Source organism: Streptomyces sp. NPDC096176 (genome assembly GCF_044763255.1).
In the GTDB taxonomy this organism is placed as follows: Bacteria; Actinomycetota; Actinomycetes; order Streptomycetales; family Streptomycetaceae; genus Streptomyces.
This window is the reverse complement of record NZ_JBIWFV010000004.1, coordinates 392,443-419,408: the sequence shown is the minus strand read 5'-3', so window position 1 is coordinate 419,408 and position 26,966 is coordinate 392,443. Positions and strand designations below refer to the sequence as shown.

Sequence of the window (26,966 nt, the reverse complement as noted above, 5' to 3'; positions counted from 1 at the left end):
CAGGTGTGTGCGGTTGGGCCGACATTACCGGGTGTGACGTACAGGGCGTCACCCGCCCCGGCCGCCACGGGCGGCAGACCCGGCAGACCTCCCGCGACGCGGACGCCGCGGGTCCTCAACGCTCGGCCGTCTCCGCCTGCGCCGCCCACTTCGCCTTCGCCTCGTCGATCTTGCGACCGTAGTGGACCGACGCCCACCACAGACCGGCGAAGAGGACGCCGAGGAAGAACATCGCCGGCACCACGAACCCACTGGCGACCAGGGCGATCTGCAGCGCCCAGCCGAGCTGTATCCCGCCGGGACGGCTGATCATGCCGCACAGCAGTAGCGACAGCAGCATCGCGACACCGCAGACCGTCCAGACCACCGCCATCGAGGCGTCGTCCGACTTCATGGCGACCAGACCGGCGAAGCCGATGACGAAGAACTCGCCGATCAGCGTCGATGCACAGAGCGTACGCACGGGATCTCAGCCCTTCCCCAGCAGCAGCCGGGCCTCGCCGACCGTGATCACGGAACCCGTCACCAGCACACCCGCGCCGGCGAACTCGGACTCCTCCTCGGCGAGCGTGATCGCCGCCTCCAGTGCGTCGTCGAGCCGCGGCTCGACGACCACCCGCTCGTCGCCGAAGACCTCCACCGCGACCGCGGCCAGCTCGTCCGCGTTCATCGCGCGGTGGCTGGAATTCTGCGTCACCACGATCTCGTGGAAGATCGGCTCGAACGCTTCAAGGAAGCCCCGCACGTCCTTGTCGTCACTGGCGCCCACGACACCGATCAGCCGGGAGAAGCCGAACGACTCCGTGACACCGGCGGCCGCCGCCCGCGCCCCCGCCGGGTTGTGCGCGGCGTCCAGCACGACAGTGGGGCTGCGGCGCACGACCTCCAGACGGCCGGGCGAGGCCACGGAGGCGAACGCCTTGCGAATGGTGTCGATGTCGAGTGTGCGGGCCTCGCCCGCGCCCACACCGAAGAACGCCTCGACCGCGGCGAGCGCCACCGCCGCGTTGTGCGCCTGGTGCGCGCCGTACAGCGGGAGGAAGATCTGCTCGTACTCGCCGCCCAGACCGCGCAGCGTCAGCAACTGCCCGCCCACCGCGATCTCGCGCGAGACGACGCCGAATTCCATGCCCTCGCGGGCGACCGTCGCGTCCACCTCGACGGCCTTCTTCAGCATCACCTGCGCGGCGTCCACCGGCTGCTGCGCCAGGATCACGGTCGCGCCCTGCTTGATGATTCCGGCCTTCTCACCGGCGATCGCAGCGGGCGTGTCGCCCAGCCGGTCGGTGTGATCCAGGTCGATGGGGGTGACGACGGCGACCGAGCCGTCGATCACGTTCGTCGCGTCCCAGCTGCCGCCCATGCCGACCTCGACGACCGCCACGTCGACGGGCGCGTCGGCGAAGGCCGCGTAGGCCATACCGGTGAGCACCTCGAAGAAGGACAGCCGGAAGTCCTGGCTCGTGTCGACCATCTCGACGTACGGCTTGATGTCGTTGTACGTCTCGATGAACCGCTCCGCCTCGATCGGCGCGCCGTCCAGGCTGATCCGCTCGGTGATCGACTGCACGTGCGGCGAGGTGTACCGGCCGGTGCGCAGCTCGAACGCGCAGAGCAGGGCCTCGATCATGCGGGCCGTCGACGTCTTGCCGTTCGTGCCCGTGATGTGGATGGAGGGGTAGGCGCGCTGGGGCTCGCCCAACACGTCCATCAGCGCCTCGATACGGGCGACGGAGGGCTCCAGCTTGGTCTCTCCCCACCGCGTCGCCAGGTCGGCCTCGACCGCCCGCAGCGCCCGGTCCACCTCCGGGTCCGACGGGCGGGCCGGCACGTCGCTCTGCGGCGACCCGGCCTGGGCGCGCAGGGTGCGGCTTCCGGCCTCGATCACCGCCAGGTCGGGGTCACGGTCGGTCTCGGCGTCGACGATCTCTTCGAAACGATCGGGCTCGTCGGAGGGATCGGACTCGTCGAACGGCTCGGGGTGCTCACTCACGGGTCCAGTCTACGGACGGGCGCCGACAAGAACGGCCGAGGCCCCGGGGGCATCCCCGGGGCCTCGGTCTGCCCGCCGCGATCAGCCCTGCGGCAGATTCGCCAGCTGGGTGTTGATCCGGGCGATGCCCTCCTCGGCCTTGGCGAGCCGAGTGCGGATCTTGTCGACCACGTTGTCCGGCGCCTTGGCGAGGAACGCCTCGTTGCCGAGCTTGGCCGTCGCCTGCGCGACCTCCTTCTGCGCCGCGCCCAGGTCCTTCGTCAGACGCTTGCGCTCGGCCTCGACGTCGATCGTGCCCGACAGGTCGATGGCGACCGTCGCCCCGGCGACCGGGAGGGACGCCGTCGCGTGGAATCCCTCGCCCTCCGGCTGCAGCCTCAGCAGCTGCCGGATCGCGGGCTCGTGCGGCGCGAGCGCGGTGCCGTCGAGGGTGAGCTTGGCCGGGACCTTCTGGCCGGGCTGGAGGCCCTGGTCGGAACGGAACCGGCGGACTTCGGTGACGACCCGCTGGACGAGCTCGATCTCCCGCTCCGCGGCGTCGTCGCGGAAGCCGCTGTCGGTCGGCCAGTCGGCGACGACGAGCGACTCCTCCCCTCGCGCTTCGCGCTGGGGAGACCCCACTCCGGTCAGCGTCGTCCACAGGGTGTCCGTGACGAACGGGTGCAGCAGCCGCAGCGTGACGTCCAGAACCTCACCGAGGACCCGGCCGGACACCTTGGCCTGCTCGCCGCCCGCGAAGAATGTCGTCTTCGACAGCTCGACGTACCAGTCGAACACCTCGTCCCAGGCGAAGTGGAAGAGGGCCTCGGAGAGCTTCGCGAACTGGTAGTCCTCGTAGAAGGCGTCCACTTCGGCGACCGTCTTGTTCAGCCGTGACAGGATCCACCGGTCCGTGGAGGACATCTCCTCGGGTGCGGGGAGCGGGCCTTCCACCGTGGCGCCGTTCATCAGCGCGAAGCGGGTGGCGTTCCAGATCTTGTTGGCGAAGTTGCGCGAACCCTGGACCCAGTCCTCGCCGATCGGGACGTCGACGCCCGGGTTGGCGCCGCGCGCGAGCGTGAAGCGCAGGGCGTCGGAGCCGTACTTGTCCATCCAGTCCAGCGGGTTGACCGCGTTGCCGAAGGACTTCGACATCTTCTTGCCGAACTGGTCGCGGACCATGCCGTGCAGGACGATGGTGTGGAACGGCGGCGTGCCGTCCATCGCGTACAGGCCGAACATCATCATCCGGGCGACCCAGAAGAAGAGGATGTCGTAGCCGGTGACGAGGACGGAGTTCGGATAGAACTTCGCGAGGCTCTCGGTCTGCTCGGGCCAGCCGAGCGTGGAGAACGGCCACAGGCCGGAGGAGAACCAGGTGTCCAGGACGTCGGTCTCCTGGGTCCAGCCTTCCCCGGTCGGCGGCTCCTCGTCCGGGCCGACGCAGACGATCTCACCGTTCGGGCCGTGCCAGATCGGGATGCGGTGGCCCCACCACAACTGGCGGGAGATGCACCAGTCGTGGAGGTTGTCGACCCAGTCGAAGTAGCGCTTCTCCATCTCCTGCGGGTGGATCTTGACCCGCCCGTCGCGGACCGCGTCACCGGCGGCCTTCGCCAGCGGACCGACCTTGACCCACCACTGCATGGACAGCCGCGGCTCGACGGTCGTCTTGCAGCGCGAGCAGTGCCCGACGGAGTGGACGTACGGTCGCTTCTCGGCGACGATCCGGCCTTCCGCGCGCAGCGCGCCGACGATGGCGCTGCGCGCCTCCAGACGGTCCAGCCCCTGGAAGGGGCCATGGGCGGTGATGACCGCGCGCTCGTCCATGACCGCGAGGGCAGGCAGGTTGTGCCGCTGCCCGATCTCGAAGTCGTTCGGGTCGTGAGCCGGCGTCACCTTGACCGCGCCCGTGCCGAACTCGGGGTCGACGTGCGTGTCGGCGACGACGGGGATCGTACGGTCGGTCAGCGGCAGCTTGATCTGCTTGCCGATGAGATGCGCGTAGCGCTCGTCGTCGGGGTGGACGGCGACCGCGGTGTCACCGAGCATCGTCTCGGCGCGAGTCGTGGCGACGACGATGGTGTCCTCGCCCTCGCCGTACTTCATGGAGACTAGCTCGCCGTCGTCGTCCTGGTACTCGACCTCGATGTCCGAGATCGCGGTCAGACAGCGCGGGCACCAGTTGATGATGCGCTCGGCGCGGTAGATCAGCTCGTCGTCGAAGAGCTTCTTGAAGATGGTCTGGACGGCCCGGGACAGACCCTCGTCCATGGTGAAGCGCTCACGCGACCATGCGACGCCGTCGCCGAGGCGGCGCATCTGACCGGAGATCTGGCCACCGGACTCGCCCTTCCACTGCCAGACGCGCTCGATGAACTCCTCACGGCCCAGGTCGTGGCGGGACTTGCTCTCCTTGCCGAGCTCGCGCTCGACGACGTTCTGCGTGGCGATGCCGGCGTGGTCCATGTCCGGCTGCCACAGCGTCTCGTAACCCTGCATCCGCTTGCGGCGGGTGAGGGCGTCGATCAGCGTGTGCTCGAAGGCGTGGCCCAGGTGGAGACTTCCGGTGACGTTCGGCGGCGGGATGACAACCGTGAACGGAGGCTTCTCGCTCTTCGCGTCCGCCTCGAAGTACCCGCGCTCTACCCAGCGCTCGTACAACGGCCCCTCTACCTCGGCCGGCGCGTACTGGGTCGGCAGTTCGGAAGTGGGCGCTGTGGGCTGTTGAGTCTTCTCGGTCACGGGCCCAGTTTTGGGGTGTCACAGGGTCGTCCTGAAACGCGATTCTTGCGTAACGGTGTGACCCCGCCGCCCCGGGGGGTCGTGGCTTGGGCCAGGATGTTCGGAACACATAAACATCACGAGGGGAAATCCCGTAATGAGCTACAACCAGCCGGGCCCGTACGGCGGGCAGCAGCCGCAGCAGCCGCAGCAGCCCGGACCGTACGGACAGCCGGGGCCCTACGGTCAGCCGCAGGGCCAGCCGGGCCCTTACGGCCAGCAGCCGCAGGCCCCGCAGCCCGGCTACGGGTACCCGCAGCAGGCCCCCCAGGGCGTCCCGCCGCAGCAGCCGTACGGCTACCCGCAGCAGCAGCCCGGCCAGTACAGCCAGCCCCAGCAGCCCGGCCCTTACGGCCAGCAGCCCGGCGGCTACCCGCCCCAGCCGCCGGCCCAGGGTGGCAGCGGCAAGAAGACCGGCCTCATCATCGGCGCCGTGGTCGTGACGCTCGCGGTCCTCGGCGGCGGCGGTTACTTGCTGCTGGGCGGTGGCGGGGGCCTGGAGGACGACGGCCCGCACAAGCTGACGACGCCGGCGACGGTGCTCAAGGAGTACAAGCGCGCGGGGCCGGACCAGGCCCCCAAGGCGGCCGACGGCGACCTGGACAAGCAGCTCGCCACCGTGGGCGTGACCGGTACCAAGTCGGTGGGCTCGGGCTACACGAACATCGACATCAGCGAGCTGGACCTCACGGACCCGGCCTCCGCCGCCAAGATGCAGACGGCCAAGTCCCTTTCGTTCAACGGAGTGTTCGGCAAGATCTCCGACCCGGAGAAGGCCCTGGACACCTTCTTCGCCGGGATGAAGGCGGAGGCCGAGAAGGACAGCTCCGGCGACGACGACGCGAAGTTCGTCGGCTCACCGCAGTCCGTCGAACCGGACGGGCTCGATGGCGCGCTCATGAAGTGCCAGATGATCGAGGGCAAGAACGCCCAGTCCAAGCAGATGGTCTCCCAGGCGATGTGCGTCTGGTCCGACTACAGCACGATCGCCCTCGTGCTGGCGCAGGACAAGGGCAAGGGCCTGGGAATCGACGAGACCGCGGCACTTGCTGCGAAGGTCCGCAACGAGGTCCGCGTCAAGGCGTGACACCCACCGCCACACGGAAGGGGCGCCCGGTCAATGACCGGGCGCCCCTTCCACGTTCGGGTGCGGCTACGCCGACTTCTCGTGGCGGCCGTTGTCGTCCTTGACGATCCGCGGGACCAGCGTCGGGTTGACGTTGTTGTGGACCACGTCCTCCGTGATGACCACGCGGGCCACGTCCTTGCGGGACGGGACCTCGTACATCACCGACATCAGGACCTCCTCCATGATCGCGCGCAGGCCGCGCGCGCCCGTGCCGCGGAGGATGGCCTGGTCGGCGATGGCCTCGAGGGCCGGGAGGTCGAAGTCCAGCTCGACGCCGTCGAGTTCGAAGAGGCGCTGGTACTGCTTCACCAGCGCGTTGCGCGGCTCGACGAGGATCTTGAGGAGCGCTTCGCGGTCCAGGTTGTGGACCGAGGTGATGACGGGGAGGCGGCCGATGAACTCGGGAATCATGCCGAACTTGACCAGGTCCTCCGGCATGACCTCCTGGAACTGGTCGCTCGCCTCGATCTCGCGCTTGGAGCGGATCGTCGCGCCGAAGCCGATGCCCTTGGCGCCGGCGCGCGACTCGATGATCTTCTCGAGGCCGGCGAACGCGCCGCCCACGATGAAGAGCACGTTCGTCGTGTCGATCTGAATGAACTCCTGGTGCGGGTGCTTGCGGCCGCCCTGCGGCGGGACCGAAGCGGTGGTGCCTTCAAGGATCTTGAGGAGGGCCTGCTGGACGCCCTCGCCGGAGACATCGCGGGTGATCGACGGGTTTTCGCTCTTACGGGCGACCTTGTCGATCTCGTCGATGTAGATGATTCCGGTTTCGGCCTTCTTGACGTCGTAGTCGGCCGCCTGGATCAGCTTGAGCAGGATGTTCTCGACGTCCTCGCCGACATACCCCGCCTCCGTGAGCGCCGTCGCGTCGGCGATGGCGAACGGGACGTTCAGCATGCGGGCCAGGGTCTGGGCGAGCAGCGTCTTGCCTGACCCGGTGGGGCCGAGCAGCAGGATGTTGGACTTGGCGAGCTCGATCGCGTCGTCCCGGCCCTGCGCGCCGCCGTTCTCGCCGGCCTGGACGCGCTTGTAGTGGTTGTACACCGCGACCGAGAGGGCCTTCTTGGCCGGCTCCTGGCCGACCACGTAGCTCTCCAGAAACTCGTAGATCTCGCGCGGCTTGGGGAGTTCCTCCCACCGCACCTCGGAGGTCTCTGCGAGTTCCTCCTCGATGATCTCGTTGCAGAGGTCGATGCACTCGTCGCAGATGTACACCCCGGGGCCTGCGATGAGCTTCTTCACCTGCTTCTGGCTCTTGCCACAGAACGAGCACTTGAGCAGGTCGCCGCCATCACCGATGCGTGCCACGAGGTGCTTCCCCTTCGCCTGGGAGCGGCTTGGTTCAGCCGGCTCCTGGTGCCTCATATTCGACGGTACCTTGCCGAGCCCCCCGTTCGGGCCCCCCTTGGCGCGGTTCACATTGACGTGTACCGCGCCAAGGGCCGCCGGGATCGGTCAGGCGGCCGTTGCGGCCGTGCTCTTGCGGGTGGAGACGATCTGGTCGACGAGGCCGTACGCGAGTGCGCCGTCGGCGGTGAGGATCTTGTCGCGCTCGATGTCGTCGCGGATCTTCTCGAGCGGCGTGGTGGAGTGCTTGGCCAGCATCTCCTCCAGCTGCTCACGCATGCGCAGGATCTCGTTGGCCGCGATCTCCAGGTCGGAGAGCTGCTCCCGGCCGGTCTGCGAGGACGGCTGGTGGATCAGGACGCGGGCGTGCGGCAGGGCCATCCGCTTGCCGGGCGTTCCCGCGGCCAGCAGCACGGCCGCGGCGGAGGCCGCCTGGCCCATGCAGACCGTCTGGATGTCCGGCTTCACGAACTGCATCGTGTCGTAGATGGCGGTCAGCGCGGTGAAGGAGCCACCGGGGCTGTTGATGTAGATCGAGATGTCGCGGTCCGGGTCCATCGACTCCAGGCACAGCAGCTGAGCCATCACGTCGTTGGCGGAGGCGTCGTCGATCTGAACGCCGAGGAAGATCACGCGCTCCTCGAAGAGCTTCGCGTAAGGGTCGTACTCGCGCACACCCTGGGAGGTGCGCTCGACGAAGCGGGGGACGACGTAGCGGTTGTCCGGCTGGGGGCCTGTGTAGAGGCCGCTCGCGGAGAAGTTGCTCATGTGGGTGTTCACCATCCTGGTGGCGTTCGGCGGGCTGGGGCTCGGTGCGGTACGGCTCAGGCGCCGGTGCCGCCGCCGCCCGGGACGCCCGATGCGGCGGAGATGATCTCGTCGATGAGGCCGTACTCCTTGGCCTCCTCGGAGGTGAACCAGCGGTCGCGGTCACCGTCGCGGATGATCGCCTCGACGGTCTGACCCGAGTGCCGGGCGGTGATCTCCGCCATGCGCTTCTTCGTACGGAGCAGATACTCGGCCTGGATCTTGATGTCCGACGCGGTGCCGCCGAGGCCGGCCGAACCCTGGTGCATGAGGATGTCGGTGTTGGGGAGCGCGAAGCGCTTGCCCGAGGCGCCGCCGGTCAGCAGGAACTGACCCATGGACGCCGCCATGCCCATACCGATGGTCACGACATCGTTCGGGATGTACTGCATGGTGTCGTAGACCGCCATGCCGGCCGTCACCGAGCCACCGGGGCTGTTGATGTAGAGGTAGATGTCCTTGTCCGGGTCGGCGGCAAGGAGCAGCATCTGCGCGGTGATCTTGTTGGCGATGTCGTCGTCGACCTGCTGGCCCAGGAAGATGATGCGCTCGCCGAGCAGCCGGCTGTAGACCTGGTCGCCGAGGCCACCACCGAAGGACGGCTCGCCGGCGGCATAAGGCATCAGATTCGTCACGTGTCCACCTGCTCGTCTCTGACGGCTTCGACCGTCTCAGCGTCTTGTAACTGGGGGCGGGGACTCCCCTGCCCTCGTACTCATGGACCCTAACGCGCAGGTCGGACAGAGCCATCCCGCTTCCCGAACTGTTCGCTGGGAGCGCAAGGTCGGGGCGCGGGGGCCGGCGTCCGTCGCTGCGCGCGCACGGGCCCTGAACGGCCTGTGGGGACTGCCGGGAGTACGCGTACGGGCTCCGGTCGCGTAGTGGCGTCCGGAGCCCGTACGGGGTCAGCGCGAGGCTCAGGCCTCGTTCTTCTCCTCGGCCTCACCGTCGACGGCGGCCTCGGCCGCGTCCGCGGCGGACTCGGCCTCTTCCTCGTCGTCCTCGAGGTCGACGACCTCGCCGTTGGTGTCGACGACCTTGGCGGCCTCGACGACCAGGGCCAGCGCCTTGCCGCGGGCGACCTCGCCGACGAGCATCGGCACCTGGCCGCCCTCGACGACGGCCTGGGCGAACTGGTCGGGGCTCATGCCGGAGGACTGGGCACGCCGCATGAGGTGCTCGGTGAGCTCCTCCTGGTTGACGTTCAGCTTCTCCTTGTTGACGAGCTCGTCCAGGATGAACTGGGTCTTGATGCCCTTGACCGCCTGCTCCTTGGTCTCGGCGTCGAACTCTTCCTCGGTCTTGCCCTGGATCTCCAGGTACTTGCCCAGGTCGAGGCCCATCTGGCCGAGCTGGTGGTGCTCAAGGTTGTGCTTGCGGGTCTTGACCTCGTCCTCGAGGAGCTTCTCGGGGATCGGGACCTCCGCCAGCTTCAGCAGCTCGTCGAGGACGCGCTCCTGGGCCTGGGTGGCCTGGTCGTACTGCTTCATGTCCTCGAGGCGCTTGCGGCTGTCCGCCTTCAGCTCCTCGAGGGTGTCGAACTCGCTGGCCATCTGCGCGAAGTCGTCGTCGAGCTCGGGAAGCTCCTTGGCGGCGACCGCGGTGACCTTGACGGTGACCTCGGCGTCCTTGCCCTCGGCGGTGCCGCCCTTCAGCTGCGAGGTGAAGGTGGCCTCGCTGCCGGCCTCCAGGCCGGTGACGGCCTCGTCGATGCCGTCGAGGAGCTCGCCGGAACCGATGGTGTACGACACGCCGTCCGCGACACCGTCGGGCAGGACCTCGCCGTCGACCTTGGCCTCGAGGTCGATCGTCACGACGTCGCCGTCGGCGGCGGCGCGCTCGACCGGGTTGGTGGAGGCGAAGCGCTCACGGAGCTGCTCCACCGACTTCTCGACGTCCTCGTCGGTGACCTCGATGGCGTCGACGGTGACCTCGATGCCGGAGTAGTCCGGGATCTCGATCTCGGGGCGGATGTCGACCTCGGCGGTGAAGGCCAGCGTCTCGCCGTCCTTCAGCTCGGTGATGTCCACCTCGGGCTGGCCGAGCGGGTTCAGCTCGGCCTCGTTGACCGCCTCGGTGTAGAGCTTGGGAAGCGCGTCGTTGACCGCCTCCTCCAGCACCGCACCACGGCCGAACCGCTGGTCGATCACTCGGGCAGGGATCTTGCCCTTACGGAAGCCCTTGACCGTGACCTGCTGGTTGATCTTCTTGTACGCCGCGTCGAGGCTGTCCTTGAGCTCCTCGAAGGGCACCTCGACAGTGAGCCGAACCCGGGTCGGGTTCAGGGTCTCCACGGCGCTCTTCACGGTTCGGTCTCCTTGGTGGCTGACTTCTTTGGGTTCGCTGGCGCTGTGATTCAGCAATCCAGCGGATGGGGCCCGGCACATCAGACACACGGGCACGCAGCTTGCATAGTAACGGCAAGCAGGAGGACCCTCACAACGCGATCTTGCTGGTCGGGGTGGCCGGATTCGAACCGACGACCTTCCGCTCCCAAAGCGGACGCGCTACCAAGCTGCGCCACACCCCGTCGGTGCGAACCGTAGGGTACATGCCCGCGGGGCGTGACCCTGCCCCTTTACCGGGGTACGGAATGGGGTGTGCGTCGAGCGCCCCGGACCCGCTACGATGCTTCTCGTGCCGCGGCCCTCGTGACCTGCGGTGCGAGCTTGCGGGCGTAGCTCAATGGTAGAGCCCTAGTCTTCCAAACTAGCTACGCGGGTTCGATTCCCGTCGCCCGCTCTCTGAACGACCTCGGGCCCGGTCCGGTGATCACTCACCGGACCGGGCCCGAGGTCGTTCAGAGGCATTCAGGGTCGTCCAGCGGGCGGCCGCGCCGGGCGCGGCGTCAGAAACTGATCTGATTGATCGTCTCCGCTATCGAGTTCATGAATCTGCTGATCGACGGCGCCATGCCCGTCGAGGCGAGGAAGAAGCCGAAGAGCACCGCCACGATGGCGGGTCCGGCCTTGATGGAGCCGCCGCGGATCAGCACCACGAGGACGATCGCCAACAGAAGCACCACTGACAGTGAAATGGCCACAACTGATCACACCCTCGGTCGGTCCGCCTTGCCGGCCCGGGAGCGCACGGCCCAGCACACTCCCGCCTGCACCATCGTGCCACCAACCCCTCTGCCCCTGTTGCCGGGTGACGAACCGTTCTGGACAAGATCACGCCAACCGCGGCCCGCGACGCACCCGGCACCGGCGCGGCGGGTGGTCCAGCGGAGTGAAATGCGGGCGTCAATTCGACTTGATCGTTTCACTGTCCCCACACTTTGGTCACGAGAAATTCGAAGGGGTGGCGTGAGGCAATTCACGACTCCCACCGCACGGGCCGATATGCCCTATTTAAGGCGGATTAACTAGGGCATATCGGTCGGTTGGGGGCGGTGTCAGATTCGAATAGCCCAGTTGCCCGGCGTGTTTTACGAAATTGAATAGGCCCGGCTAGGGTGCCTTGAATGTTCCACGCTGCGCATGGATACGAGACGGCCCGGCGGCCCGAGGCCGAGGAGCCGAAGCCCACCCCTACGACGCAGGCGGCGACCGCTCTCGCCCCTGCCACGAGTGGCTTGAAGTCCGCCCCGCAGCCGGCCCCCAAGGCCACCGGACGCGACGCCTACTTCGACAACGCGAAGTATCTGGCCATCGTGCTGGTGGCCATGGCGCACGCCTGGGAGCCGGTGATGGACGGCAGCCGGGCCACGCGTGCCCTCTACATGGTGATCTACACCTTCCACATGCCGGCCTTCATCCTCATCTCCGGCTACTTCTCCCGGAGTTACCAGGGCAAACCGCATCAGCTCAGACGACTGCTGACCGGCATCGCCCTGCCGTACGTGGTCTTCGAGGTGGCCTACTCGCTGTTCGCCCGATACGCGAACGACGATCCGGGGCAACCGATCAGCCTGCTCGACCCGTTCTATCTGACGTGGTTCCTGGCGGCGCTGTTCATCTGGCGGCTGACTACCCCGCTGTGGCGGACGGTGCGGTGGCCGCTGACGATCTCGCTGGTGCTGGCGGTTCTGGCCACATTGACGCCGGACATCGGGGCAGACCTGAACCTTCAGCGTGTGCTGCAGTTCCTGCCGTTCTTCGTGCTCGGTCTGTGCCTGAAGCCGGAGCACTTCCAGCTCGTCAGGCGGCGCGAGGTACGGCTGCTGTCGCTGCCGGTGGTCGCGGCCGCCCTGCTCGTCGGGTACTGGGCGGCGCCGCGGATGAAGCTGGGCTGGTTCTACCGTTCCAGCAGCGTGCAGGAGCTCGGTGTGCCGTGGTGGTCGGGGGCCGTGATGACCTTCGCCTTCTTCGGGTGCGCGGTGCTGCTGACCGTGGCGTTCCTCGCCTGGGTGCCGAGTCGCAGGAGCTGGTTCACGGTGCTGGGCACCGGAACCATCTGCGGCTACCTGCTGCACGGTTTCCTGGTCAAGGCCGGTGACTACTGGGGCCTGTTCGAGAGCAACCCGTGGCTGGGCAGTCCGCTCGGCCTGATCGTGGTGACGGTGGGCGCGGCGGGCGCGGTGACGCTGCTGTGCACGCCACCGGTGCGCCGGGCGCTGAAGTGCGTGACGGAGCCGGAGATGAAGTGGGCCTTCCACCGGGACGTCTCGGAGCTGGGCCCGCGCCGGTGACTTCGCGGCCCGGTGACTTCGTGCACCGGTGGCTTCGTGCACCGGTGACCCACAGGCCGGTGGCTTCATTGCACGGTGACTCACAGACCGGCGGCTTCATGGACCGGTGACTTCGGGGAACCGGGCGGGCGTGGCGGGCCCAGGGGGCCCGCCGGTCAGCTCTCGTCCTGCGTCAGGCCGAGCAGCCGACGGATCTTCGCGTACTTGGCGGCCAGCCTGTCCCGTGTCGCCTCGTCCAGTACAGCCAGGCGCGCGGGGTCGGCGTTGTGGGCCAGGTCGGCCTGTTTGACGAGCAGCGCGCCGGGAGTGGCCAGAATGCGCTGCGTGTAGACCTCCAGGTCCTCGTCCTCACCTCTGGTGAGGGCGAGAACCATGTCTTTCACGGACCGCGGCAGCGCGGCCTCTTCCAGCCATTCGCGGCTCAACACGTCGTCCTCGACGGTGTCGTGGAGCCAGCCCGCGGCGATCTGGTCGTCACTCCCGCCCCGTGAGCGCACCCCCTCGGCCACGGCGGCGATGTGTTCGGCGTAGGGGCGCCCCGCCTTGTCCTTCTGGCCGGAGTGGGCCTCGCGGGCGATCGCCTCGATCTCGTCCAGGGTCAGCATCTGCTGCGGCATGGCACGACTCTACGCGCACCGGACCCGCCTCGAGCGGTGTCGAAAAGTTGCGCAAGTAATCGTTTGGTAAACTAATTACTGGCGCTTTCTTGACCATCTCTTGACTTGAGGCCGCGGCTGGGGCCCGGACGCGGAAGGGCTCGTACCCCTCACGCCTGACGGCACAGCAGGAGCAGCGCCCGGTCGTCGTTGACGTCCTTGGCGACCGCCTCGATCAGATGCCAGGCCGCGCCCTCGAAACCGGAGGGCACATAGCGGTCGGCCTCGCCGGTGAGGCGGTCGATGCCCTCGCTGATGTCCCGGCCCGACGCCTCCACCAAGCCGTCGGTGAACAGCATCAGCACGTCGCCGGGGCGCAGGGAACCCTTCACCGGGTCGAACTGCGCCCCGTCGTAGACACCGAGGAGCGGGCCCTCCGCGGCCTTCTCCTCCCAGCGGCCGCTGCCCGCGTGGAGCTGGAGCGCGGGCAGATGGCCGGCGGACAGGAGCTCGTAGTCCCCGGAGTCGAGGTCGAGCACAAGATGGATCGACGTCGCGAAGCCCTCGTCCCAGTCCTGCCGCAGCAGATAGCCGTTGGCCGCCGGCAGGAAGGCGTGCGGCGGCAGCGAGCCCAGCAGCCCGCCGAAGGCGCCGGACAGCAGCAGCGCACGCGAGGCCGCGTCCATGCCCTTGCCGGAGACGTCGGTGAGGACGACCTCCAGGGTGCGGCCGCCACTCGTACGGGCGGCGACCACGAAGTCGCCGGAGAACGACTGGCCCCCGGCCGGGCGCAGCGCCATCTCCCGGTGCCAGCCCTGCGGCAGCCGCGGCAGGGCGCTCTGCACCCTGATGCGTTCCCGCAGGTCGAAGAGCATTGTGCCGCCGCGCCGCCACGGCACGCCGACCCGGGCACGGAACTGGGCGATCAGCAGACCGAACAGGCCGCACGCCGCGACCACGAGCACCGTTCCGGGAGTGACCCTGGCCGGACCCTCGGCGTACGGGCCGAGCGCTATGGTCTCGACGATCAGGGCAGCCGCGGCCGCCGCGTAGAGACCGAGCAGGCTCGCGGGCCGAAGCAGCAGTCCGCCCGCGACGATCGGCAGGACCAGCGCCACCGGTGAACACCACACGGGCGCGACGACGGTGCCCCAGGTGATCGCCGGGACGGTGAACAACAGAGCCGCCAGTGCAAGCCAGTCGGAGCCGTCGCCGCGGAAGTAGTCGACCGCGGACTTGCGCAGCGCGATGCGCGCCCGGTGCATCGCCTTGCGCAACCGGGCCGTGAACGAGTCTGCTGCAGAGCCGCGGGCCATTGTCGTGGACCCTATCCACCCGCCGACCCGGCGTGCAGGGGGACCCCATGACATTGTGTTCGAAATCGGGTCGCGACGGGCCGTGCGCGCCTGGTAGGGATGGCACATGGCGACAGAACTACGGGTGCTGCAGCAGTCCGAGTGGGACCACTGGTACGGAAGGCTCGAGCTCGCGTTCGGCGGCGTCGACGAGTCCCCGGCGGAACGGAAGCTCTGGGAAGAGCTGGCGGAGATCGAGCGCTCCATCGGCGTCTGGGACGGTGACGAATGCGTCGGCACCGCCGGGGCGTTCACGTTTTCCGTGTCCGCGCCGGGCGGCACGTTCGTACCCGCGGCAGGCGTGACCATGGTGAGTGTCGCGGCGACCCACCGGCGGCGCGGAATCCTGAGGTCGATGATGCGGCGTCAGCTGGACGACGTCCGCTCGTGGGGTGAACCGCTCGCGGTGCTGACGGCCTCGGAGCCGGTGATCTACGGCCGCTTCGGCTACGGCATCGCCACCCACCAGATGTCCCTGGAGATCGACTCGTCGCGGGTGCGTGTCGCCGTGCCGCCCGGCGCCGAGGACGTACGGCTGCGGTTCGTGCCGGTCGCCGAGGGCGCAGAGGCGTGCGAGCAGGTGTACCGGCGCACCATCGGGTCGCGGCCCGGGATGCTCGCGCGCGGCACGGGGTGGGAGCGGCTGCCGCTGCTCGACCCGACGAGCGAGCGCGATGGCGCGTCCCCGATGCAGTGCGTACTCGCCGAACGGGACGGCCGGGTCGTGGGTTACGCCCGCTTCCACAACAAGCCCGCATGGGCGGCGGCCGGAGCGGACGGCTCGATCTCGGTCCGGCACGTCGAGGCGCTGGACCCGGCGGCGTACGCGGTGCTGTGGCGGTTCCTGTGCGAGATCGACCTGACGTCGACGGTCCGGTCCCACAACCGTCCGGTCGACGACCCGCTGCTTCACCTGGTCACGGACATCCGGCGCTGCGGCGTGCGCGTACGGGACTCGCTGCATGTACGTCTCGTCGACGTGGGGGCCGCGCTGGCAGCGCGCCGCTACACGGCGCCGGTCGATGTGGTGCTCGACGTCGAGGACGCGTTCTGCCCCTGGAATGAGGGACGTTGGCGCCTGACGGGCGACGCGAAGGGCGCGTCGTGCGAGCGGACCCGGGACGCGGCGGATCTGGCAGTCTCCGTACGGGAGTTGGGCGCGGCGTACCTCGGGGGCGTGTCGCTGTCGTCGCTGGCGGCGGCGGGCCGGGTACGGGAGCTGCGCAAGGGGGCGCTGGCGGAGGCGTCGGTGGCGTTCGGGTCGGACGTCGCGCCGTGGTTGCCGCACGGGTTCTGAGCCGGGCGTCGTGCCGGGGCCGGGGACGCCCCGGTCAGGACGGGATCTGGCAGCCGGGGCACCAGAAGAGGTTGCGCGCCGCCATGGGGGCCGTGCGGATCTCGGACTCGCAGACGTGACACGGCATGTTCGCCCGCCGGTAGACGTAGACCTCGCCTCCGTGGTCGTCGACACGTGGCGCGCGGCCCATCGCCTCGGGCATGTGCTCGGGGCGGACGGTGTCGATGCGGTTGTTGCGTACGCCCTCGCGCATCAGGCCGACCAGGTCGTGCCAGATCGCGTCCCACTGCCTGCGGGTGAGGTCCCGGCCCGACCGGTACGGGTCGATGCCGTGGCGGAAGAGGACCTCTGCGCGGTAGACGTTGCCCACGCCCGCGATGATCTTCTGGTCCATGAGCAGCGCGGCGATCGTCGTGCGTGAGCGCGAGACGCGTACCCAGGCCCGGTCCGGGTCGTCGGCGGGGCGCAGCGGGTCGGGGCCGAGGCGGTCGTGTATCGCCCGCTTCTCGGGCTCGGTGATGAGCGTGCAGGTGGTGGGACCGCGCAGGTCGGCATAGTGGTCCTCGTTCAGGACCCGCAGCCGGACGGTGTCGGTCGGCGGCGGGGCGGGCGTCTCGCCGAAGCCCAGCTTGCCGAAGAGCCCGAGGTGGATGTGGACCCATCCGATGTCCTCGAAGCCGAGGAAGAGGTGCTTGCCGTGGGCGTCGGCGGCGTCCAGGACCCGGCCGTCGAGGAGGGCGGCGCTGTCCGCGAACTTGCCCTGCGGGCTGCTGACGCGCGCGCTCCACCCCGCGAACCGGTGGAGGTAGTCCTCGGCGAGGCGGTGGATCGTGTGCCCCTCGGGCATGGGCGGCGGCTCCTGGACGGCATGGCTGTGCCGCCGGGGAAACCCGGCGGCACGAGGGATGTGGGGTCAGTCCTGCTGCGGGTGGTGGGCCGGGATCGGCGGGAGTTCGCCGGTGGCCTCGTACGCGGAGAGCATCTCGATACGGCGGGTGTGACGCGCCTCACCCGAGTACGGAGTGTTCAGGAAGATCTCGACGAACTTCGTCGACTCCTCCACGGTGTGCATCCGGCCGCCGATCGCGATGACGTTGGCGTTGTTGTGCTCACGGCCGAGCGCGGCGGTCTGCTCGCTCCACGCCAGCGCGGCCCGCACGCCCTTGACCTTGTTGGCGGCGATCTGCTCGCCGTTGCCGGAGCCGCCGATCACGATGCCGAGGCTGCCCTCGTCCGTGACCGTCCGCTCGGCGGCGCGCAGGCAGAACGGCGGGTAGTCGTCCTGTGCGTCGTAGATGTGGGGACCGCAGTCCACAGGCTCGTGGCCGTGGGCCTTGAGCCACTCGACGAGGTGGTTCTTGAGTTCGAAGCCGGCATGGTCCGAGCCGAGGTACACGCGCATGGTTCGAGTGTGGCATGCGGGGAAGGCGCACCCGGTCCCGGGCCCGGCTCCCAGCGTTTCGGCGTGATGAGTACAACGAAACGGAGTCGCCTCTTCCGTACCGGAAGGTACTGGGCTTGAATGCCCAGGTTCGTAACCCGAGCGACACCGAGACATAAGGATTCGTCCATGACGTCGCAGACGACCCTCACAAAGGAAGGCGGCCAGTCCGAAACCCCCGGGCAGCCGAATTCCCCCGAAGGTCTCAAGGCCGGTCTCAAGAACCGCCACCTTTCCATGATCGCGATTGGCGGTGTCATCGGCGCCGGCCTCTTCGTCGGATCCAGCTCCGGCATCGCTGCCGCGGGCCCCGCGATCCTCGTGTCGTACGCCCTCGTCGGCATGCTGGTCGTCTTCGTGATGCGGATGCTGGGCGAAATGGCCGCCGCCAGCCCGAACTCCGGTTCCTTCTCCGCCTACGCCGACCGTGCGCTCGGCCGCTGGGCCGGCTTCTCCATCGGCTGGCTGTACTGGTTCTTCTGGGTGGTCGTGCTGGCCGTCGAGGCGACCGCCGGCGCCGAGATCCTGGAGGGCTGGATACCGGCCGTACCGCAGTGGGGCTGGGCGCTGATCGTCATGGTCGTGCTGACGGCCACCAACCTGGTGTCGGTCTCGTCGTACGGCGAGTTCGAGTTCTGGTTCGCGGGCATCAAGGTCGTCGCCATCGGCGCGTTCGTGATCATCGGCCTGCTCGCCGTGTTCGGCGTGCTGCCGGGCTCCGAGAACCCTGGCGCCGGTTTCTCCCATCTGACCGACGCGGGCGGCTTCATGCCCAACGGCGCGGGCGCGATCCTCGCCGGTGTGCTGCTGGTCGTCTTCTCCTTCATGGGCAGCGAGATCGTCACGCTGGCCGCGGGCGAGTCCGAGAACCCGAGGCGCGCGGTCACCAAGGCCACCAACAGCGTGATCTGGCGGGTGGGCTTCTTCTACCTCGGCTCGATCTTCGTGGTCCTGACACTGCTGCCGTGGAACGACAAGTCGATCACCGACAAGGGCTCCTACGTCGCGGCCCTGGACTCGATCGGCATCGCGCACGCGGGCCAGATCATGAACGTCATCATCCTGACCGCCGTCCTGTCCTGTCTCAACTCGGGCCTCTACACCGCCTCCCGCATGGCCTTCTCGCTGGGTGAGCGCGGTGACGCGCCCAAGGCGTTCGCCAAGGCCAACGCCAAGGGCGTCCCGACCGCCGCCATCCTGGCCTCCGTGGTCTTCGGCTTCGTCGCCGTGTACTTCAACTACGTGTTCAAGGACACGGTCTTCCTGTTCCTGCTGAACTCCTCGGGTGCGGTGGCGTTGTTCGTCTGGCTGGTGATCTGCTTCACCCAGCTGCGGATGCGCGGGATCCTGCTGCGCGAGGCGCCGGAGAAGCTGACGGTGAGGATGTGGCTCTTCCCGTATCTCACCTGGGCGACCGCGGCCATGATCATCTTCGTGCTTGGCTACATGGTCTATGACGACGCCAACCGCCAGGTGGCACTGCTGTCGATCGCCGTCGCGGCCGTCGTCCTCGCCATCGCGCTGGTCCGCCAGAAGTTCTTCCCGCAGCCTGCCGCCAAGGCCGCTGTCGCGGCGGAGGATCGTGATCAGGCACCGGTGTCCGGCGCCTGATCGAAGCCGCATGCCCATGCCGGGGGGATACCTCGCGGCGCATGTCAGGTAATCCGGGGAGGCTCTCCGTACGTCCCACAAGGAACGAACGGAGAGCCTCCTTCATGTTTCCCACTCCCCCCACCGTCCTGACCTGCGACGAGGGGTACGCCGGCTGACCGGCCGGGTTCACGCAGAGCCACACGATCCACAGCGACCCGGACTTCCCGCACGCGTACTACGGCGACAGCTTGGTGCCGGACGACCTGGAGCCTGCCCGCGCGCGGGAGTTGGCGGCCCTTACCGGTCCGGACGATCCGACGATGTCGGTGGTGCAGATCGACCACCTGGGTGGGGCGCCGGCGAAGGAGCAGGCGAACGCGGTGCCGTTCCGTTCGGCCCGGCATCTGGTGCGGGTGCTCAATCCGCCGGACGGCACCGGCATGGACGCCGTCCGCACCCTGCACGCCCGGGCGTTCGAGGTGAGGGAGCCGCGGATGTCGGGCCGCTCTGCCCACTGCGCGTTCGGCGGCGGCGAGCGTAGGGGGCTGCACGAGCCGGAAACGCAGAAGAGGCTCGCCGGTCTCAGGTCGCTGTACGACCCGGCGAGCCTCTTCTGCGGATGAGAGCTGAGGGCCGAGGGCCCGGCGTCAGCCGCGGCGGCCGATGAGCTTCCAGGCGGTGGGCACCGCGCCCATCGCCAGGGCGGCCTTCAGCGCGTCACCTATGAGGAACGGGACCAGGCCCGCGGCGACCGCCTCACCCAGGGACATACCGGTGGCGAGGGCCAGGTATGGCACGCCCACCGCGTAGATGATCGCGGAGCCGGCGGCCATCGCGCCCGCCATGCGCAGCACGGAGCGGTCGGCGCCGCGGCGGGCGAGGGCGCCCACGACGGTGGCGGCAAGCAGCATGCCCAGGATGTAGCCGAAGGACGGCATCGCGTAGCCGGAGGTCGCCTGGGCGAACCAGGGCACGCCCGCCATGCCGACGACCGCGTACAGGCCGAGGGCGAGGAAGCCGCGGCGGGCGCCGAGGGCGGTGCCGACGAGCAGGGCGGCGAAGGTCTGGCCGGAGACCGGGACCGGGGAGCCGGGGACCGGAACGGCGATCTGGGCCGCGATGCCGGTGAGGGCGGCACCGCCGACGACGAGGGTGATGTCCCGGACTCGGGATGCGGGCAGCAGGTCGGCGAGGACCGCTCCGGTTCGGACGGGGGCGGCAGCAGTGCTCATCGGGACTCCGCAAAAAGGTGAGGGCAGTTCGGAACAGGCTGACCGTAGCCCACAGAGAATCGCTCGATCACCAGCAGCCGCCCACAAAGCGGCGGCTGACGGCTTGGTGGGGTTTTCACAAAGGGCAGGAATCACGCCGACGTTGACGTGACACTCGTCACTGAGGTCCGGGGCCCGAGGCCCGTTTTGCGTCGGCGAGCCTTGCTCGGGGAGACTGTGGAGACCCCATAACTCGCCCCATGACTCGTACAGAGTGAGCCGAGAGTTCTCCAGCACATGCGCGACGCACCGCCCCCGCCGCTGGCCGCAGAGGCCGAACCCCTGAGCCACGGGCTCAAGCAGCGCCATCTGACCATGCTGGGACTCGGCGGGGTGATCGGTGCCGGACTGTTCGTGGGGTCCGGCGCGGGCATCTCCGTCGCCGGTCCCGGCATCGTGCTGTCGTATCTGATCTCGGGCACCATCGCGATGCTGGTGATGCGGATGCTCGGCGAGATGTCGTCGGCGATGCCCGCCTCGGGCTCCTTTTCCGTGCACGCGGAGCGGGCGCTCGGCCGCTGGGCCGGGTTCAGCGTCGGCTGGCTCTACTGGTTCCTGCTGGTGGTCGTGCTCGCGGTGGAGGCCACGGGGGCGGCGGGGATCGCGCACGGCTGGGTGCCTGCTGTTCCCCAGTGGGGCTGGGTGCTGGTCTTCATGGTGGCCTTCACCGTCGCCAACCTCGCGGCCGTGAAGAACTTCGGCGAGTTCGAGTTCTGGTTCGCAGCCCTCAAGGTCGGCGCGATCGTCCTCTTCCTGGCGCTGGGAACGCTTGCGATCTTCGGGCTGCTCCCCGACACGGAACCGGTCGGCCTGACCCATCTGACGGGCGACGGCGGCTTCCTGCCGAACGGCTGGTCCGGGGTGGTCTCCGGCGTGCTCGTCGTCGTCTTCGCCTTCGGCGGCCTGGAGGTCGTCACGATCGCCGCCGCGGAGACCGAGGACCCCGCCCACGCGGTCGGGCGCGCCGTGCGCAGCGCGGTGGTCCGCATCCTCTTCTTCTATGTGGGCTCGATGCTGGTCATCGTGACCGTGCTGCCGTGGACCGCGCAGAAGGCGGGCCTGAGCCCGTATGTCGCGGTGCTGGACTCGATCGGCGTGCCGAGCGCCGGCCGGATCATGGAGATCGTCATCTTCGTGGCGCTGCTGTCCGCGCTCAACGCCAATCTGTACGGCTCCTCCCGCATGGTCTTCTCGCTCGCGGAGCGCGGTGAGGCGCCGAAGGGACTGCTGAAGGTCACCGGCGGCGGCGTGCCCCGCCGGGCGGTGCTCGCCTCTGTCGCGTTCGGCTTCGTCTCCGTGCTGCTCAATCTGCGCTGGCCTGATTCCGTCTTCCTCTACATGCTCAACTCGGTCGGCGCGGTGCTGCTGTTCGTGTGGGCTTTCATCGCCGTGGCCCAACTGCGGCTGCGCCGACGCCTCGAGAGGGAGGCACCGGAGCTGCTGACCCTCAGGATGTGGGCGTTCCCGTGGCTGACCTGGGCGGCTCTGGTGGCGATGGCGGCCGTTCTGGTGCTGATGCTGACGGACGCCCAGGCCCGGCCGCAGGTGCTGTGGTCGGGTGGCGCGACCGCCCTCGTCCTCCTGGTTTCGGCCGGGCGGGAGATGCGTACACGGCGCCACCGAGTCGTGGGCTGATTGTGTGCGGCTGTTGACCTTGTGTGAACATCGTGACCGTATAGCGGACATCTGTTCCACGTAAGCGGTCACGTGACCAGACTGGGCCGCTCCCCCGTCTCGGCTCATGAACAGGGCATGCCCATGTCTCGGACCACCGCGCCAGCGCCCGTCGACCAGCAGGCCGACGCCACGCTCACGCACGGGCTCAAACAACGCCATCTGTCGATGATCGCCCTCGGAGGTGTCATCGGCGCCGGGCTCTTCGTCGGCTCCGGCGCGGGCATCGCCGCGGCCGGCCCCTCGATCGTCGTCGCCTACGCCATCTCCGGTCTGCTCGTCATGCTGGTGATGCGCATGCTCGGCGAGATGTCGGCGGCGAACCCGGCCTCCGGTTCCTTCTCCGTGCACGCGGAGCGGGCCATCGGCCCGTGGGCGGGCTTCACGGCAGGCTGGGCGTTCTGGTTCCTGCTCTGCGTGGCGGTCGGCCTCGAGGGCATCGGCGCCGCCAAGATCATGACGGGCTGGCTGCCGGGGACTCCGGAATGGGCCTGGGTCGCGCTGTTCATGCTGGTCTTCTGCGGCACGAACCTGGCCGCGGTGAAGAACTTCGGCGAGTTCGAGTTCTGGTTCGCCGCCCTCAAGGTCGGCGCGATCGTGGTCTTCCTGGGCATCGGCGTGCTCGCCATCGTGGGTGTGCTGCCGGGCACGGAGGCCCCTGGGACCGCCAACCTCACGGGCGACGGCGGTTTCATGCCGAACGGCACGGAGGGACTGGTCGTCGGACTGCTCGCCTCCGTCTTCGCCTACGGCGGTCTGGAGACGGTCACCATCGCCGCCGCCGAGTCCGAGCACCCGGTGCAGGGCGTCGCCAAGGCGGTGCGCACCGCGATGTGGCGTATCGCCGTCTTCTACATCGGCTCGATGGCGGTCATCGTGACGCTGGTGCCGTGGAACGACCCGGACGTCGCCAACCCGGACAAGGGCCCGTACGTCACCACGCTCGACCACCTCGACATCCCCGGCGCCGCCACGGTGCTCCAGGTCGTCGTCTTCGTCGCCCTGCTCTCCGCGATGAACGCGAACATCTACGGCGCGTCCCGCATGGCCTGCTCGCTGGTGGCCCGCAGGCAGGGACCGAAGGCGCTCGGACGGATCTTCGGCGGCGTGCCGCGCATCGCCGTGCTGTCCTCCTCCGTCTTCGGCTTCCTGTGCGTACTGCTCAGCTACTGGCGGCCGAACGACATCTTCCAGTGGCTGCTCAACACGATCGGCGCGATCATCCTGGTCGTCTGGATCTTCATCGCCGCCTCCCAGCTGCTGCTGCGCCGCCGCACCGAGCGCGAGGCGCCCGAGAAGCTGGTCGTGAAGATGTGGCTGTACCCCGGTCTGACCTGGGTGGCGCTGCTGGGCATGGCCGCGGTGTTCGTCCTGATGGCGCGGGAACCGGGCACCCGGGTCCAGCTGGTGTGGACCGGCGGTCTGACCCTGCTGCTGGCCGTTGCCGGCTTCGCGCTCCAGAAGGTGCGCGAGTCCCGGGCCGCGGCTGAGGTCAGCACGGCAGATTGAGTCCGAGCAGCGCGGCCGGCCCACCGTCGCCGGCCAGCCGGATCTCGGTGACCGCGACGTTGCGCAGCTGCGGGAAGACCCTGCGGTAGTCGCGGAGCGGGATGCCCAGCAGCTCGCACAGCACCAGCCGCAGCAGGGTGTTGTGGGCGACCACCAGCACCCGCTCCCCCTCGTGCGCGCCGGCAATACGACGCAGTGCACCGGACCCCCGGGCCGCAGCGGCCCGGGGGTCCTCCGCGTCCGGGAACGGGTGGGCCACGGGGTCCGTACGGAAGTCCTCGGCCGCCTTGGGGTCCTCGGCCGCGAACTCGGCCAGCGTGCGCCCCTCGACGACCCCGAAGTCGCATTCACGCAGCTCGTGCTCGCGCCGCGGCAGGAGGCCGAGGGCCCGGCAGGCGGGTTCCGCGGTCTCGATCGCGCGGGAGACGGTGGACGTCCAGATCGCGGCCACCGGGTACCGGCCGGCCCAGGCGCCGAGGGCTTCGGCCTGGCGTCGTCCCTCGTCGGTCAGGGCGATGTCGCTGACGCCCGCGTAGCGGTTCTCCGCGTGCCAGACGGTCCGGCCGTGGCGTGCGAGCAGCAGGGTGGCGGTCACGAGATCTCCTCCGTACGGGCGCGGGCGTGCGCGGCGACCGGCTCGGGAAGCCAGCCGCGCCGCTCCAGTTCACTCACCATCGTCAGATACGGCTCGGTGAAGCGGTGACTGCGGCGCGGGGTCACCACGTGGTCCAGCCGGACCATCCGCTTGGCGGCCGCGGCCAGCGTGGGGGCGGCGCCCGCCCCGTAGGCCGCCAGGACGGCCATGCCCAGCGCCGGTTCCGCCGAGCGGGGGATGTGCACGGCTCGGCCCAGGATGTCGGCGCGCAGCCGGGTCCAGTAGTCGCTGCGCACCGCCCCGCCGGTGAAGGTCAGCCGCCCGTGCAGGGGCGCGCCGAGGTGGTCGAGGTAGTCCAGGCAGAGCCGTTCGGCGAGGCCCACGCCCTGCAGGAGGGACGCCCAGTGGTCGGCCTCGGACGCGGGGCTGCCGAGCAGGAAGGCCTCGGCTTCTGGTGCGAGGAACGGGAAGCGCTCGCCGCGCGACGCCAGCGGATAGGCGACCGCGCCCGCCGGCTCATGGGCCCGGGCGAGGAGGTCGAGACGGGCCGGGTCCGCGTCGGGGAAGGCGGTGCGCAGCGCGCCGCCGCCGACGCCGGACGCTCCGCCCGGCAGCCAACTGCCGTCGGGCGAGAGGTGGTTGTACACCACCCCTGCGGGGTCGCGCAGGGGCTCGGCGGTGACCCCCTTGAGGACGAGCGTGGTGCCGAGGACCGAGTTCCAGGAGCCGACGGCGAGCGAGCCGGAGGCGATCTGCGCGGCGCAGCCGTCGGTCATGCCCGCCACGATCAGGGTGCCCTCGGGGATGCCGGTCTCCTCCTCTGCCGCCCGGCACACCTGGCCGAGGCCGCTGCCAGAACGGACCACGTCGGGCAGCACCCCGTCCGGCAGGTCGCCGTCGCCGAAGGCGCCGGACTCGGGGTCGTAGCCGGTCTTCAGGGCATGGCTCGAGTCCGTGGGCAGCGGGCGCCCGGCCAGCCGGGAGACGATCAGGTCGGCCTGGTGGGTGACGCGGGCGTCTTCCCCGGCGCCGTAGCGCCGCAGGAGCCATTGCGCCTTGCCCGGGCCGCGCCCGGGTGCGCGGCCGTCGTCGTACATCAGGGCCGGGGTGAGGGGCCGGCCGGCGGCGTCGCAGAGCAGCACCGTCCCCGAGGTGGAGCAGACGGCCAGGGCGCGAGGGCACGGCCGGTCGCGCAGGGCCTCGCGGGTGGCGGCGCAGACGGCGGCCCACCAGTCCTCCGGCGACTGTTCGTGGCACACGCCGTCGCGTCTGCCGGTCAGCGGGGCGGACCCGCTGCCGAGGACGTCCCCGTCGTCGGTGGCGAGCACCGCGCGGGCGCCCTGTGTGCCGAGATCGATTCCCATCCACATACCGACTCCTTCTGTGAAGTTCTCACTGTGCACCGAGAATTTCCGTTGCGCGAGGGATTGACGCCCAACTGGCGCTGTTACAAGCTCTGTTAACCAGTCGGCTGAACGTGTTTGAAGCTCCCCTGCCAGGGGCCGGGAGCGCCCCAGAAGACACTGCGGAGGTCGGGATGGACATGCGCGGACACGACCGGCGGCGGTTCCTCGCCCTGACGGCTGCGGCTTCCGCGGCGCCGCTGCTCACCGCGTGCGGTGCCGGATTCGGCGAGGACAGGAAGAAGAGCGACGGCTCGGCGGCCGACGACGTCACGGGGTCCTTCGACTGGAAGCGGTCCGACGGCAAGACGGTCAAGGCGCTGCTCAACAAGCACCCGTACACGGACGCGCTGATCGCGGACCTCAAGTCGTTCACCGAGAAGACCGGCATCAAGGTCGAGTACGACGTCTTCCCGGAGGACAACTACTTCGACAAGCTGACCGTCGACCTCTCCAGCGGCCGCGCGTCCTACGACGTCTTCATGCTCGGTGCGTACATGGTGTGGCAGTACGGCCCGCCCGGATGGCTGGAGGACCTCGGGCCGTGGATGCGCAACGCGTCCGCGACCGGCGCCGAATGGGACCAGGCAGACTTCTTCCCCAACCTGCTCCAGGCCGACCAGTGGTCCCTGCAGGCCGGCGCCCCGCTCGGCCAGGGCGGACAGTACGCGCTGCCGTGGGGCTGGGAGACCAATGTCGTCGCCTACAACACCGAGGTGTTCGACAAGCTCGGCCTGAAGCCCGCCGAATCGTTCGACGAACTGCGCGAGCTGGCGGGGACCATCAAGCGCAAGGCTCCGGGCGCGGGCTTCGACGGGATGTACGGGGTCGCGGTGCGCGGGTCGCGCAGCTGGGCCACCATCCACCCGGGTTTCATGACGATGTACGCCCGCAACGGCCTCAAGGACTTCACGGTCGAAGGCGGCAAGGTGAAGCCCGCGATGAACTCGCCGGAGGCGATCGCCTTCACCCGGGACTGGGCCGAGATGGTCAAGAAGGGCGGCCCGCCGTCCTGGACCTCGTACACCTGGTACCAGTGCTCCAGCGACCTCGGGGCCAAGAAGGCGGGGATGCTGTTCGACGCCGACACCGCCGCCTACTTCCAGGCCGTGAAGGGCGCCTCCCCCGCCTCCGGGAAGATCGCCTTTCACCCCGGCCCGAAGGGCCCCGGCGGTTCGCTCGCCACCAACATGTGGATCTGGTCGCTCGGCATGAACGCCAAGTCGAAGAACAAGGTGCCGGCCTGGCTCTTCCTGCAGTGGGCAACCGGCAAAGAGCATCTACTCAAGGGCGCCGTGCGGTACAACCACATCGACCCGGTGCGGCAGTCGGTCAGTCAGGACGCCGCCTACAAGGACAAGATGAAGGCGATCCCCGGCTTCATCGAGACCTTCGAGACGGTCGTGGACCAGACCAAGATCCAGTTCACTCCTCAGCAACAGTTCTTCGACGCGACGACCAGCTGGGCCGCCGCCCTCCAGGAGATCTACGGCGGCAAGAACGCCGCCTCCGTACTGAACGGCCTCGCCGGCGACCTGGCGTCGAAGGTGGGCTGAC

At 69.1% G+C, this 26,966-nt stretch carries 23 protein-coding genes and 2 tRNA genes; 9 read left to right on the top strand and 16 right to left on the bottom strand.

Translation table 11 applies throughout. The annotated features are described in order from the left end of the window. Positions 1 to 115: 115 nt before the first annotated feature. From ACIQ7Q_RS13660 to ACIQ7Q_RS13650, 3 genes are all read right to left on the bottom strand, one after another. The gene (locus ACIQ7Q_RS13660) at positions 116 to 463 is read right to left on the bottom strand and encodes a DUF4233 domain-containing protein (RefSeq protein ID WP_403859955.1); all 348 of its coding nucleotides are present in this window, start codon (positions 461 to 463) and stop codon (positions 116 to 118) included. A gap of 6 nt (positions 464 to 469) precedes the next feature. Then, positions 470 to 1,993, bottom strand: coding sequence for a bifunctional folylpolyglutamate synthase/dihydrofolate synthase (locus ACIQ7Q_RS13655; protein WP_403859952.1), 1,524 nt, complete (start codon positions 1,991 to 1,993; stop codon positions 470 to 472). Positions 1,994 to 2,074: 81 nt separating this feature from the next. After that, the gene (locus ACIQ7Q_RS13650; RefSeq protein WP_403859949.1) at positions 2,075 to 4,717 is read right to left on the bottom strand and encodes a valine--tRNA ligase; all 2,643 of its coding nucleotides are present in this window, start codon (positions 4,715 to 4,717) and stop codon (positions 2,075 to 2,077) included. Positions 4,718 to 4,853: 136 nt separating this feature from the next. Between ACIQ7Q_RS13650 and ACIQ7Q_RS13645 the strand changes: the two genes are divergently transcribed. Further along, positions 4,854 to 5,843 carry a hypothetical protein gene (locus ACIQ7Q_RS13645; protein WP_403859946.1) on the top strand — a complete coding sequence of 330 codons (990 nt, stop codon included), beginning with the start codon at positions 4,854 to 4,856 and terminating at the stop codon, positions 5,841 to 5,843. 66 nt (positions 5,844 to 5,909) lie between these two features. On the opposite strand, the gene clpX is transcribed toward ACIQ7Q_RS13645, so the two are convergent. The 5 genes from clpX to ACIQ7Q_RS13620 form a co-directional block, all read right to left on the bottom strand. Then, positions 5,910 to 7,196 (bottom strand): ATP-dependent Clp protease ATP-binding subunit ClpX, encoded by a 1,287-nt coding sequence (gene clpX / locus ACIQ7Q_RS13640; RefSeq protein ID WP_403859943.1) that lies wholly within the window; start codon positions 7,194 to 7,196, stop codon positions 5,910 to 5,912. Positions 7,197 to 7,343: 147 nt separating this feature from the next. Further along, on the bottom strand, positions 7,344 to 8,018 hold the full coding sequence (locus tag ACIQ7Q_RS13635) for an ATP-dependent Clp protease proteolytic subunit (RefSeq protein WP_403859940.1): 675 nt from the start codon (positions 8,016 to 8,018) through the stop codon (positions 7,344 to 7,346). Positions 8,019 to 8,059: 41 nt separating this feature from the next. Then, positions 8,060 to 8,665 (bottom strand): ATP-dependent Clp protease proteolytic subunit, encoded by a 606-nt coding sequence (locus tag ACIQ7Q_RS13630; RefSeq protein WP_403860560.1) that lies wholly within the window; start codon positions 8,663 to 8,665, stop codon positions 8,060 to 8,062. Positions 8,666 to 8,959: 294 nt separating this feature from the next. After that, positions 8,960 to 10,348, bottom strand: coding sequence for a trigger factor (tig, locus tag ACIQ7Q_RS13625; protein WP_403859937.1), 1,389 nt, complete (start codon positions 10,346 to 10,348; stop codon positions 8,960 to 8,962). Between the two features lie 147 nt (positions 10,349 to 10,495). Further along, positions 10,496 to 10,572 (bottom strand) — tRNA-Pro (locus ACIQ7Q_RS13620). A gap of 141 nt (positions 10,573 to 10,713) precedes the next feature. Between ACIQ7Q_RS13620 and ACIQ7Q_RS13615 the strand changes: the two genes are divergently transcribed. Next, a tRNA-Gly gene (locus tag ACIQ7Q_RS13615) sits at positions 10,714 to 10,784 on the top strand. 106 nt (positions 10,785 to 10,890) lie between these two features. On the opposite strand, the gene ACIQ7Q_RS13610 is transcribed toward ACIQ7Q_RS13615, so the two are convergent. Further along, positions 10,891 to 11,085: a hypothetical protein gene (locus ACIQ7Q_RS13610; protein WP_403859934.1), complete on the bottom strand. Its 195-nt coding sequence runs from the start codon at positions 11,083 to 11,085 to the stop codon at positions 10,891 to 10,893. A 423-nt stretch (positions 11,086 to 11,508) separates the two neighbouring features. Between ACIQ7Q_RS13610 and ACIQ7Q_RS13605 the strand changes: the two genes are divergently transcribed. Further along, positions 11,509 to 12,675: an acyltransferase family protein gene (locus ACIQ7Q_RS13605; RefSeq protein WP_403859931.1), complete on the top strand. Its 1,167-nt coding sequence runs from the start codon at positions 11,509 to 11,511 to the stop codon at positions 12,673 to 12,675. A gap of 155 nt (positions 12,676 to 12,830) precedes the next feature. On the opposite strand, the gene ACIQ7Q_RS13600 is transcribed toward ACIQ7Q_RS13605, so the two are convergent. Together ACIQ7Q_RS13600 and ACIQ7Q_RS13595 are read right to left on the bottom strand one after the other, a co-directional pair. After that, on the bottom strand, positions 12,831 to 13,292 hold the full coding sequence (locus tag ACIQ7Q_RS13600; protein WP_403859928.1) for an HD domain-containing protein: 462 nt from the start codon (positions 13,290 to 13,292) through the stop codon (positions 12,831 to 12,833). A 149-nt stretch (positions 13,293 to 13,441) separates the two neighbouring features. Beyond that, complete coding sequence (locus tag ACIQ7Q_RS13595) at positions 13,442 to 14,587, bottom strand: PP2C family protein-serine/threonine phosphatase (RefSeq protein ID WP_403859925.1); 1,146 nt, start codon at positions 14,585 to 14,587, stop codon at positions 13,442 to 13,444. A gap of 106 nt (positions 14,588 to 14,693) precedes the next feature. Here ACIQ7Q_RS13595 and ACIQ7Q_RS13590 point away from each other — a divergent pair, with 106 nt between their 5' ends. Next, positions 14,694 to 15,923 carry a GNAT family N-acetyltransferase gene (locus tag ACIQ7Q_RS13590; protein WP_403859922.1) on the top strand — a complete coding sequence of 410 codons (1,230 nt, stop codon included), beginning with the start codon at positions 14,694 to 14,696 and terminating at the stop codon, positions 15,921 to 15,923. Positions 15,924 to 15,957: 34 nt separating this feature from the next. Here the strand turns inward: ACIQ7Q_RS13590 and ACIQ7Q_RS13585 are convergent, their stop codons facing one another. Next, positions 15,958 to 16,770 carry an Fpg/Nei family DNA glycosylase gene (locus tag ACIQ7Q_RS13585; RefSeq protein ID WP_403859919.1) on the bottom strand — a complete coding sequence of 271 codons (813 nt, stop codon included), beginning with the start codon at positions 16,768 to 16,770 and terminating at the stop codon, positions 15,958 to 15,960. A gap of 66 nt (positions 16,771 to 16,836) precedes the next feature. After that, on the bottom strand, positions 16,837 to 17,325 hold the full coding sequence (locus ACIQ7Q_RS13580; RefSeq protein ID WP_403859916.1) for a ribose-5-phosphate isomerase: 489 nt from the start codon (positions 17,323 to 17,325) through the stop codon (positions 16,837 to 16,839). Between the two features lie 168 nt (positions 17,326 to 17,493). On the opposite strand from ACIQ7Q_RS13580, the gene ACIQ7Q_RS13575 reads away from it, so the two are divergent. Beyond that, on the top strand, positions 17,494 to 18,975 hold the full coding sequence (locus tag ACIQ7Q_RS13575) for an amino acid permease (RefSeq protein WP_403859913.1): 1,482 nt from the start codon (positions 17,494 to 17,496) through the stop codon (positions 18,973 to 18,975). 230 nt (positions 18,976 to 19,205) lie between these two features. Further along, on the top strand, positions 19,206 to 19,580 hold the full coding sequence (locus tag ACIQ7Q_RS13570) for a hypothetical protein (protein WP_403859910.1): 375 nt from the start codon (positions 19,206 to 19,208) through the stop codon (positions 19,578 to 19,580). Positions 19,581 to 19,604: 24 nt separating this feature from the next. Here the strand turns inward: ACIQ7Q_RS13570 and ACIQ7Q_RS13565 are convergent, their stop codons facing one another. Then, on the bottom strand, positions 19,605 to 20,189 hold the full coding sequence (locus tag ACIQ7Q_RS13565) for a biotin transporter BioY (RefSeq protein WP_403859907.1): 585 nt from the start codon (positions 20,187 to 20,189) through the stop codon (positions 19,605 to 19,607). A gap of 276 nt (positions 20,190 to 20,465) precedes the next feature. Here ACIQ7Q_RS13565 and ACIQ7Q_RS13560 point away from each other — a divergent pair, with 276 nt between their 5' ends. Both ACIQ7Q_RS13560 and ACIQ7Q_RS13555 read left to right on the top strand, forming a co-directional pair. Beyond that, positions 20,466 to 21,863, top strand: coding sequence for an amino acid permease (locus ACIQ7Q_RS13560; RefSeq protein WP_403859905.1), 1,398 nt, complete (start codon positions 20,466 to 20,468; stop codon positions 21,861 to 21,863). Positions 21,864 to 21,986: 123 nt separating this feature from the next. Further along, positions 21,987 to 23,411, top strand: coding sequence for an amino acid permease (locus tag ACIQ7Q_RS13555; RefSeq protein ID WP_403860557.1), 1,425 nt, complete (start codon positions 21,987 to 21,989; stop codon positions 23,409 to 23,411). Here the strand turns inward: ACIQ7Q_RS13555 and ACIQ7Q_RS13550 are convergent. After that, positions 23,395 to 24,006, bottom strand: a complete 612-nt coding sequence (locus tag ACIQ7Q_RS13550) for a histidine phosphatase family protein (RefSeq protein ID WP_403859902.1) — start codon at positions 24,004 to 24,006, stop codon at positions 23,395 to 23,397. The genes ACIQ7Q_RS13555 and ACIQ7Q_RS13550 overlap by 17 nt on opposite strands. Then, positions 24,003 to 25,376: an FGGY-family carbohydrate kinase gene (locus ACIQ7Q_RS13545; protein ID WP_403859899.1), complete on the bottom strand. Its 1,374-nt coding sequence runs from the start codon at positions 25,374 to 25,376 to the stop codon at positions 24,003 to 24,005. The genes ACIQ7Q_RS13550 and ACIQ7Q_RS13545 overlap by 4 nt, the downstream gene beginning before the upstream one ends. Positions 25,377 to 25,543: 167 nt before the next feature. Between ACIQ7Q_RS13545 and ACIQ7Q_RS13540 the strand changes: the two genes are divergently transcribed. After that, entirely contained in the window at positions 25,544 to 26,965 is a 1,422-nt protein-coding gene (locus tag ACIQ7Q_RS13540; protein ID WP_403859896.1) for an ABC transporter substrate-binding protein, read from the top strand. Position 26,966: the final 1 nt, after the last annotated feature.

Bases quoted from the DNA above. Each gene is read 5' to 3' on its own strand.
- ACIQ7Q_RS13560 (WP_403859905.1), top strand. From the start codon at position 20,466: ATGCGCGACGCACCGCCCCCGCCGCTGGCCGCAGAGGCCGAACCCCTG.
- ACIQ7Q_RS13580 (WP_403859916.1), bottom strand. From the start codon at position 17,325: ATGCGCGTGTACCTCGGCTCGGACCATGCCGGCTTCGAACTCAAGAAC.
- ACIQ7Q_RS13600 (WP_403859928.1), bottom strand. From the start codon at position 13,292: ATGCCGCAGCAGATGCTGACCCTGGACGAGATCGAGGCGATCGCCCGC.
- ACIQ7Q_RS13605 (WP_403859931.1), top strand. From the start codon at position 11,509: ATGTTCCACGCTGCGCATGGATACGAGACGGCCCGGCGGCCCGAGGCC.
- ACIQ7Q_RS13545 (WP_403859899.1), bottom strand. From the start codon at position 25,376: ATGTGGATGGGAATCGATCTCGGCACACAGGGCGCCCGCGCGGTGCTC.
- ACIQ7Q_RS13635 (WP_403859940.1), bottom strand. From the start codon at position 8,018: ATGGTGAACACCCACATGAGCAACTTCTCCGCGAGCGGCCTCTACACA.
- ACIQ7Q_RS13540 (WP_403859896.1), top strand. From the start codon at position 25,544: ATGGACATGCGCGGACACGACCGGCGGCGGTTCCTCGCCCTGACGGCT.
- ACIQ7Q_RS13555 (WP_403860557.1), top strand. From the start codon at position 21,987: ATGTCTCGGACCACCGCGCCAGCGCCCGTCGACCAGCAGGCCGACGCC.
- ACIQ7Q_RS13565 (WP_403859907.1), bottom strand. From the start codon at position 20,189: ATGAGCACTGCTGCCGCCCCCGTCCGAACCGGAGCGGTCCTCGCCGAC.
- ACIQ7Q_RS13595 (WP_403859925.1), bottom strand. From the start codon at position 14,587: ATGGCCCGCGGCTCTGCAGCAGACTCGTTCACGGCCCGGTTGCGCAAG.
- ACIQ7Q_RS13575 (WP_403859913.1), top strand. From the start codon at position 17,494: ATGACGTCGCAGACGACCCTCACAAAGGAAGGCGGCCAGTCCGAAACC.
- ACIQ7Q_RS13630 (WP_403860560.1), bottom strand. From the start codon at position 8,665: ATGCCTTATGCCGCCGGCGAGCCGTCCTTCGGTGGTGGCCTCGGCGAC.
- ACIQ7Q_RS13645 (WP_403859946.1), top strand. From the start codon at position 4,854: ATGAGCTACAACCAGCCGGGCCCGTACGGCGGGCAGCAGCCGCAGCAG.
- ACIQ7Q_RS13590 (WP_403859922.1), top strand. From the start codon at position 14,694: ATGGCGACAGAACTACGGGTGCTGCAGCAGTCCGAGTGGGACCACTGG.
- ACIQ7Q_RS13585 (WP_403859919.1), bottom strand. From the start codon at position 16,770: ATGCCCGAGGGGCACACGATCCACCGCCTCGCCGAGGACTACCTCCAC.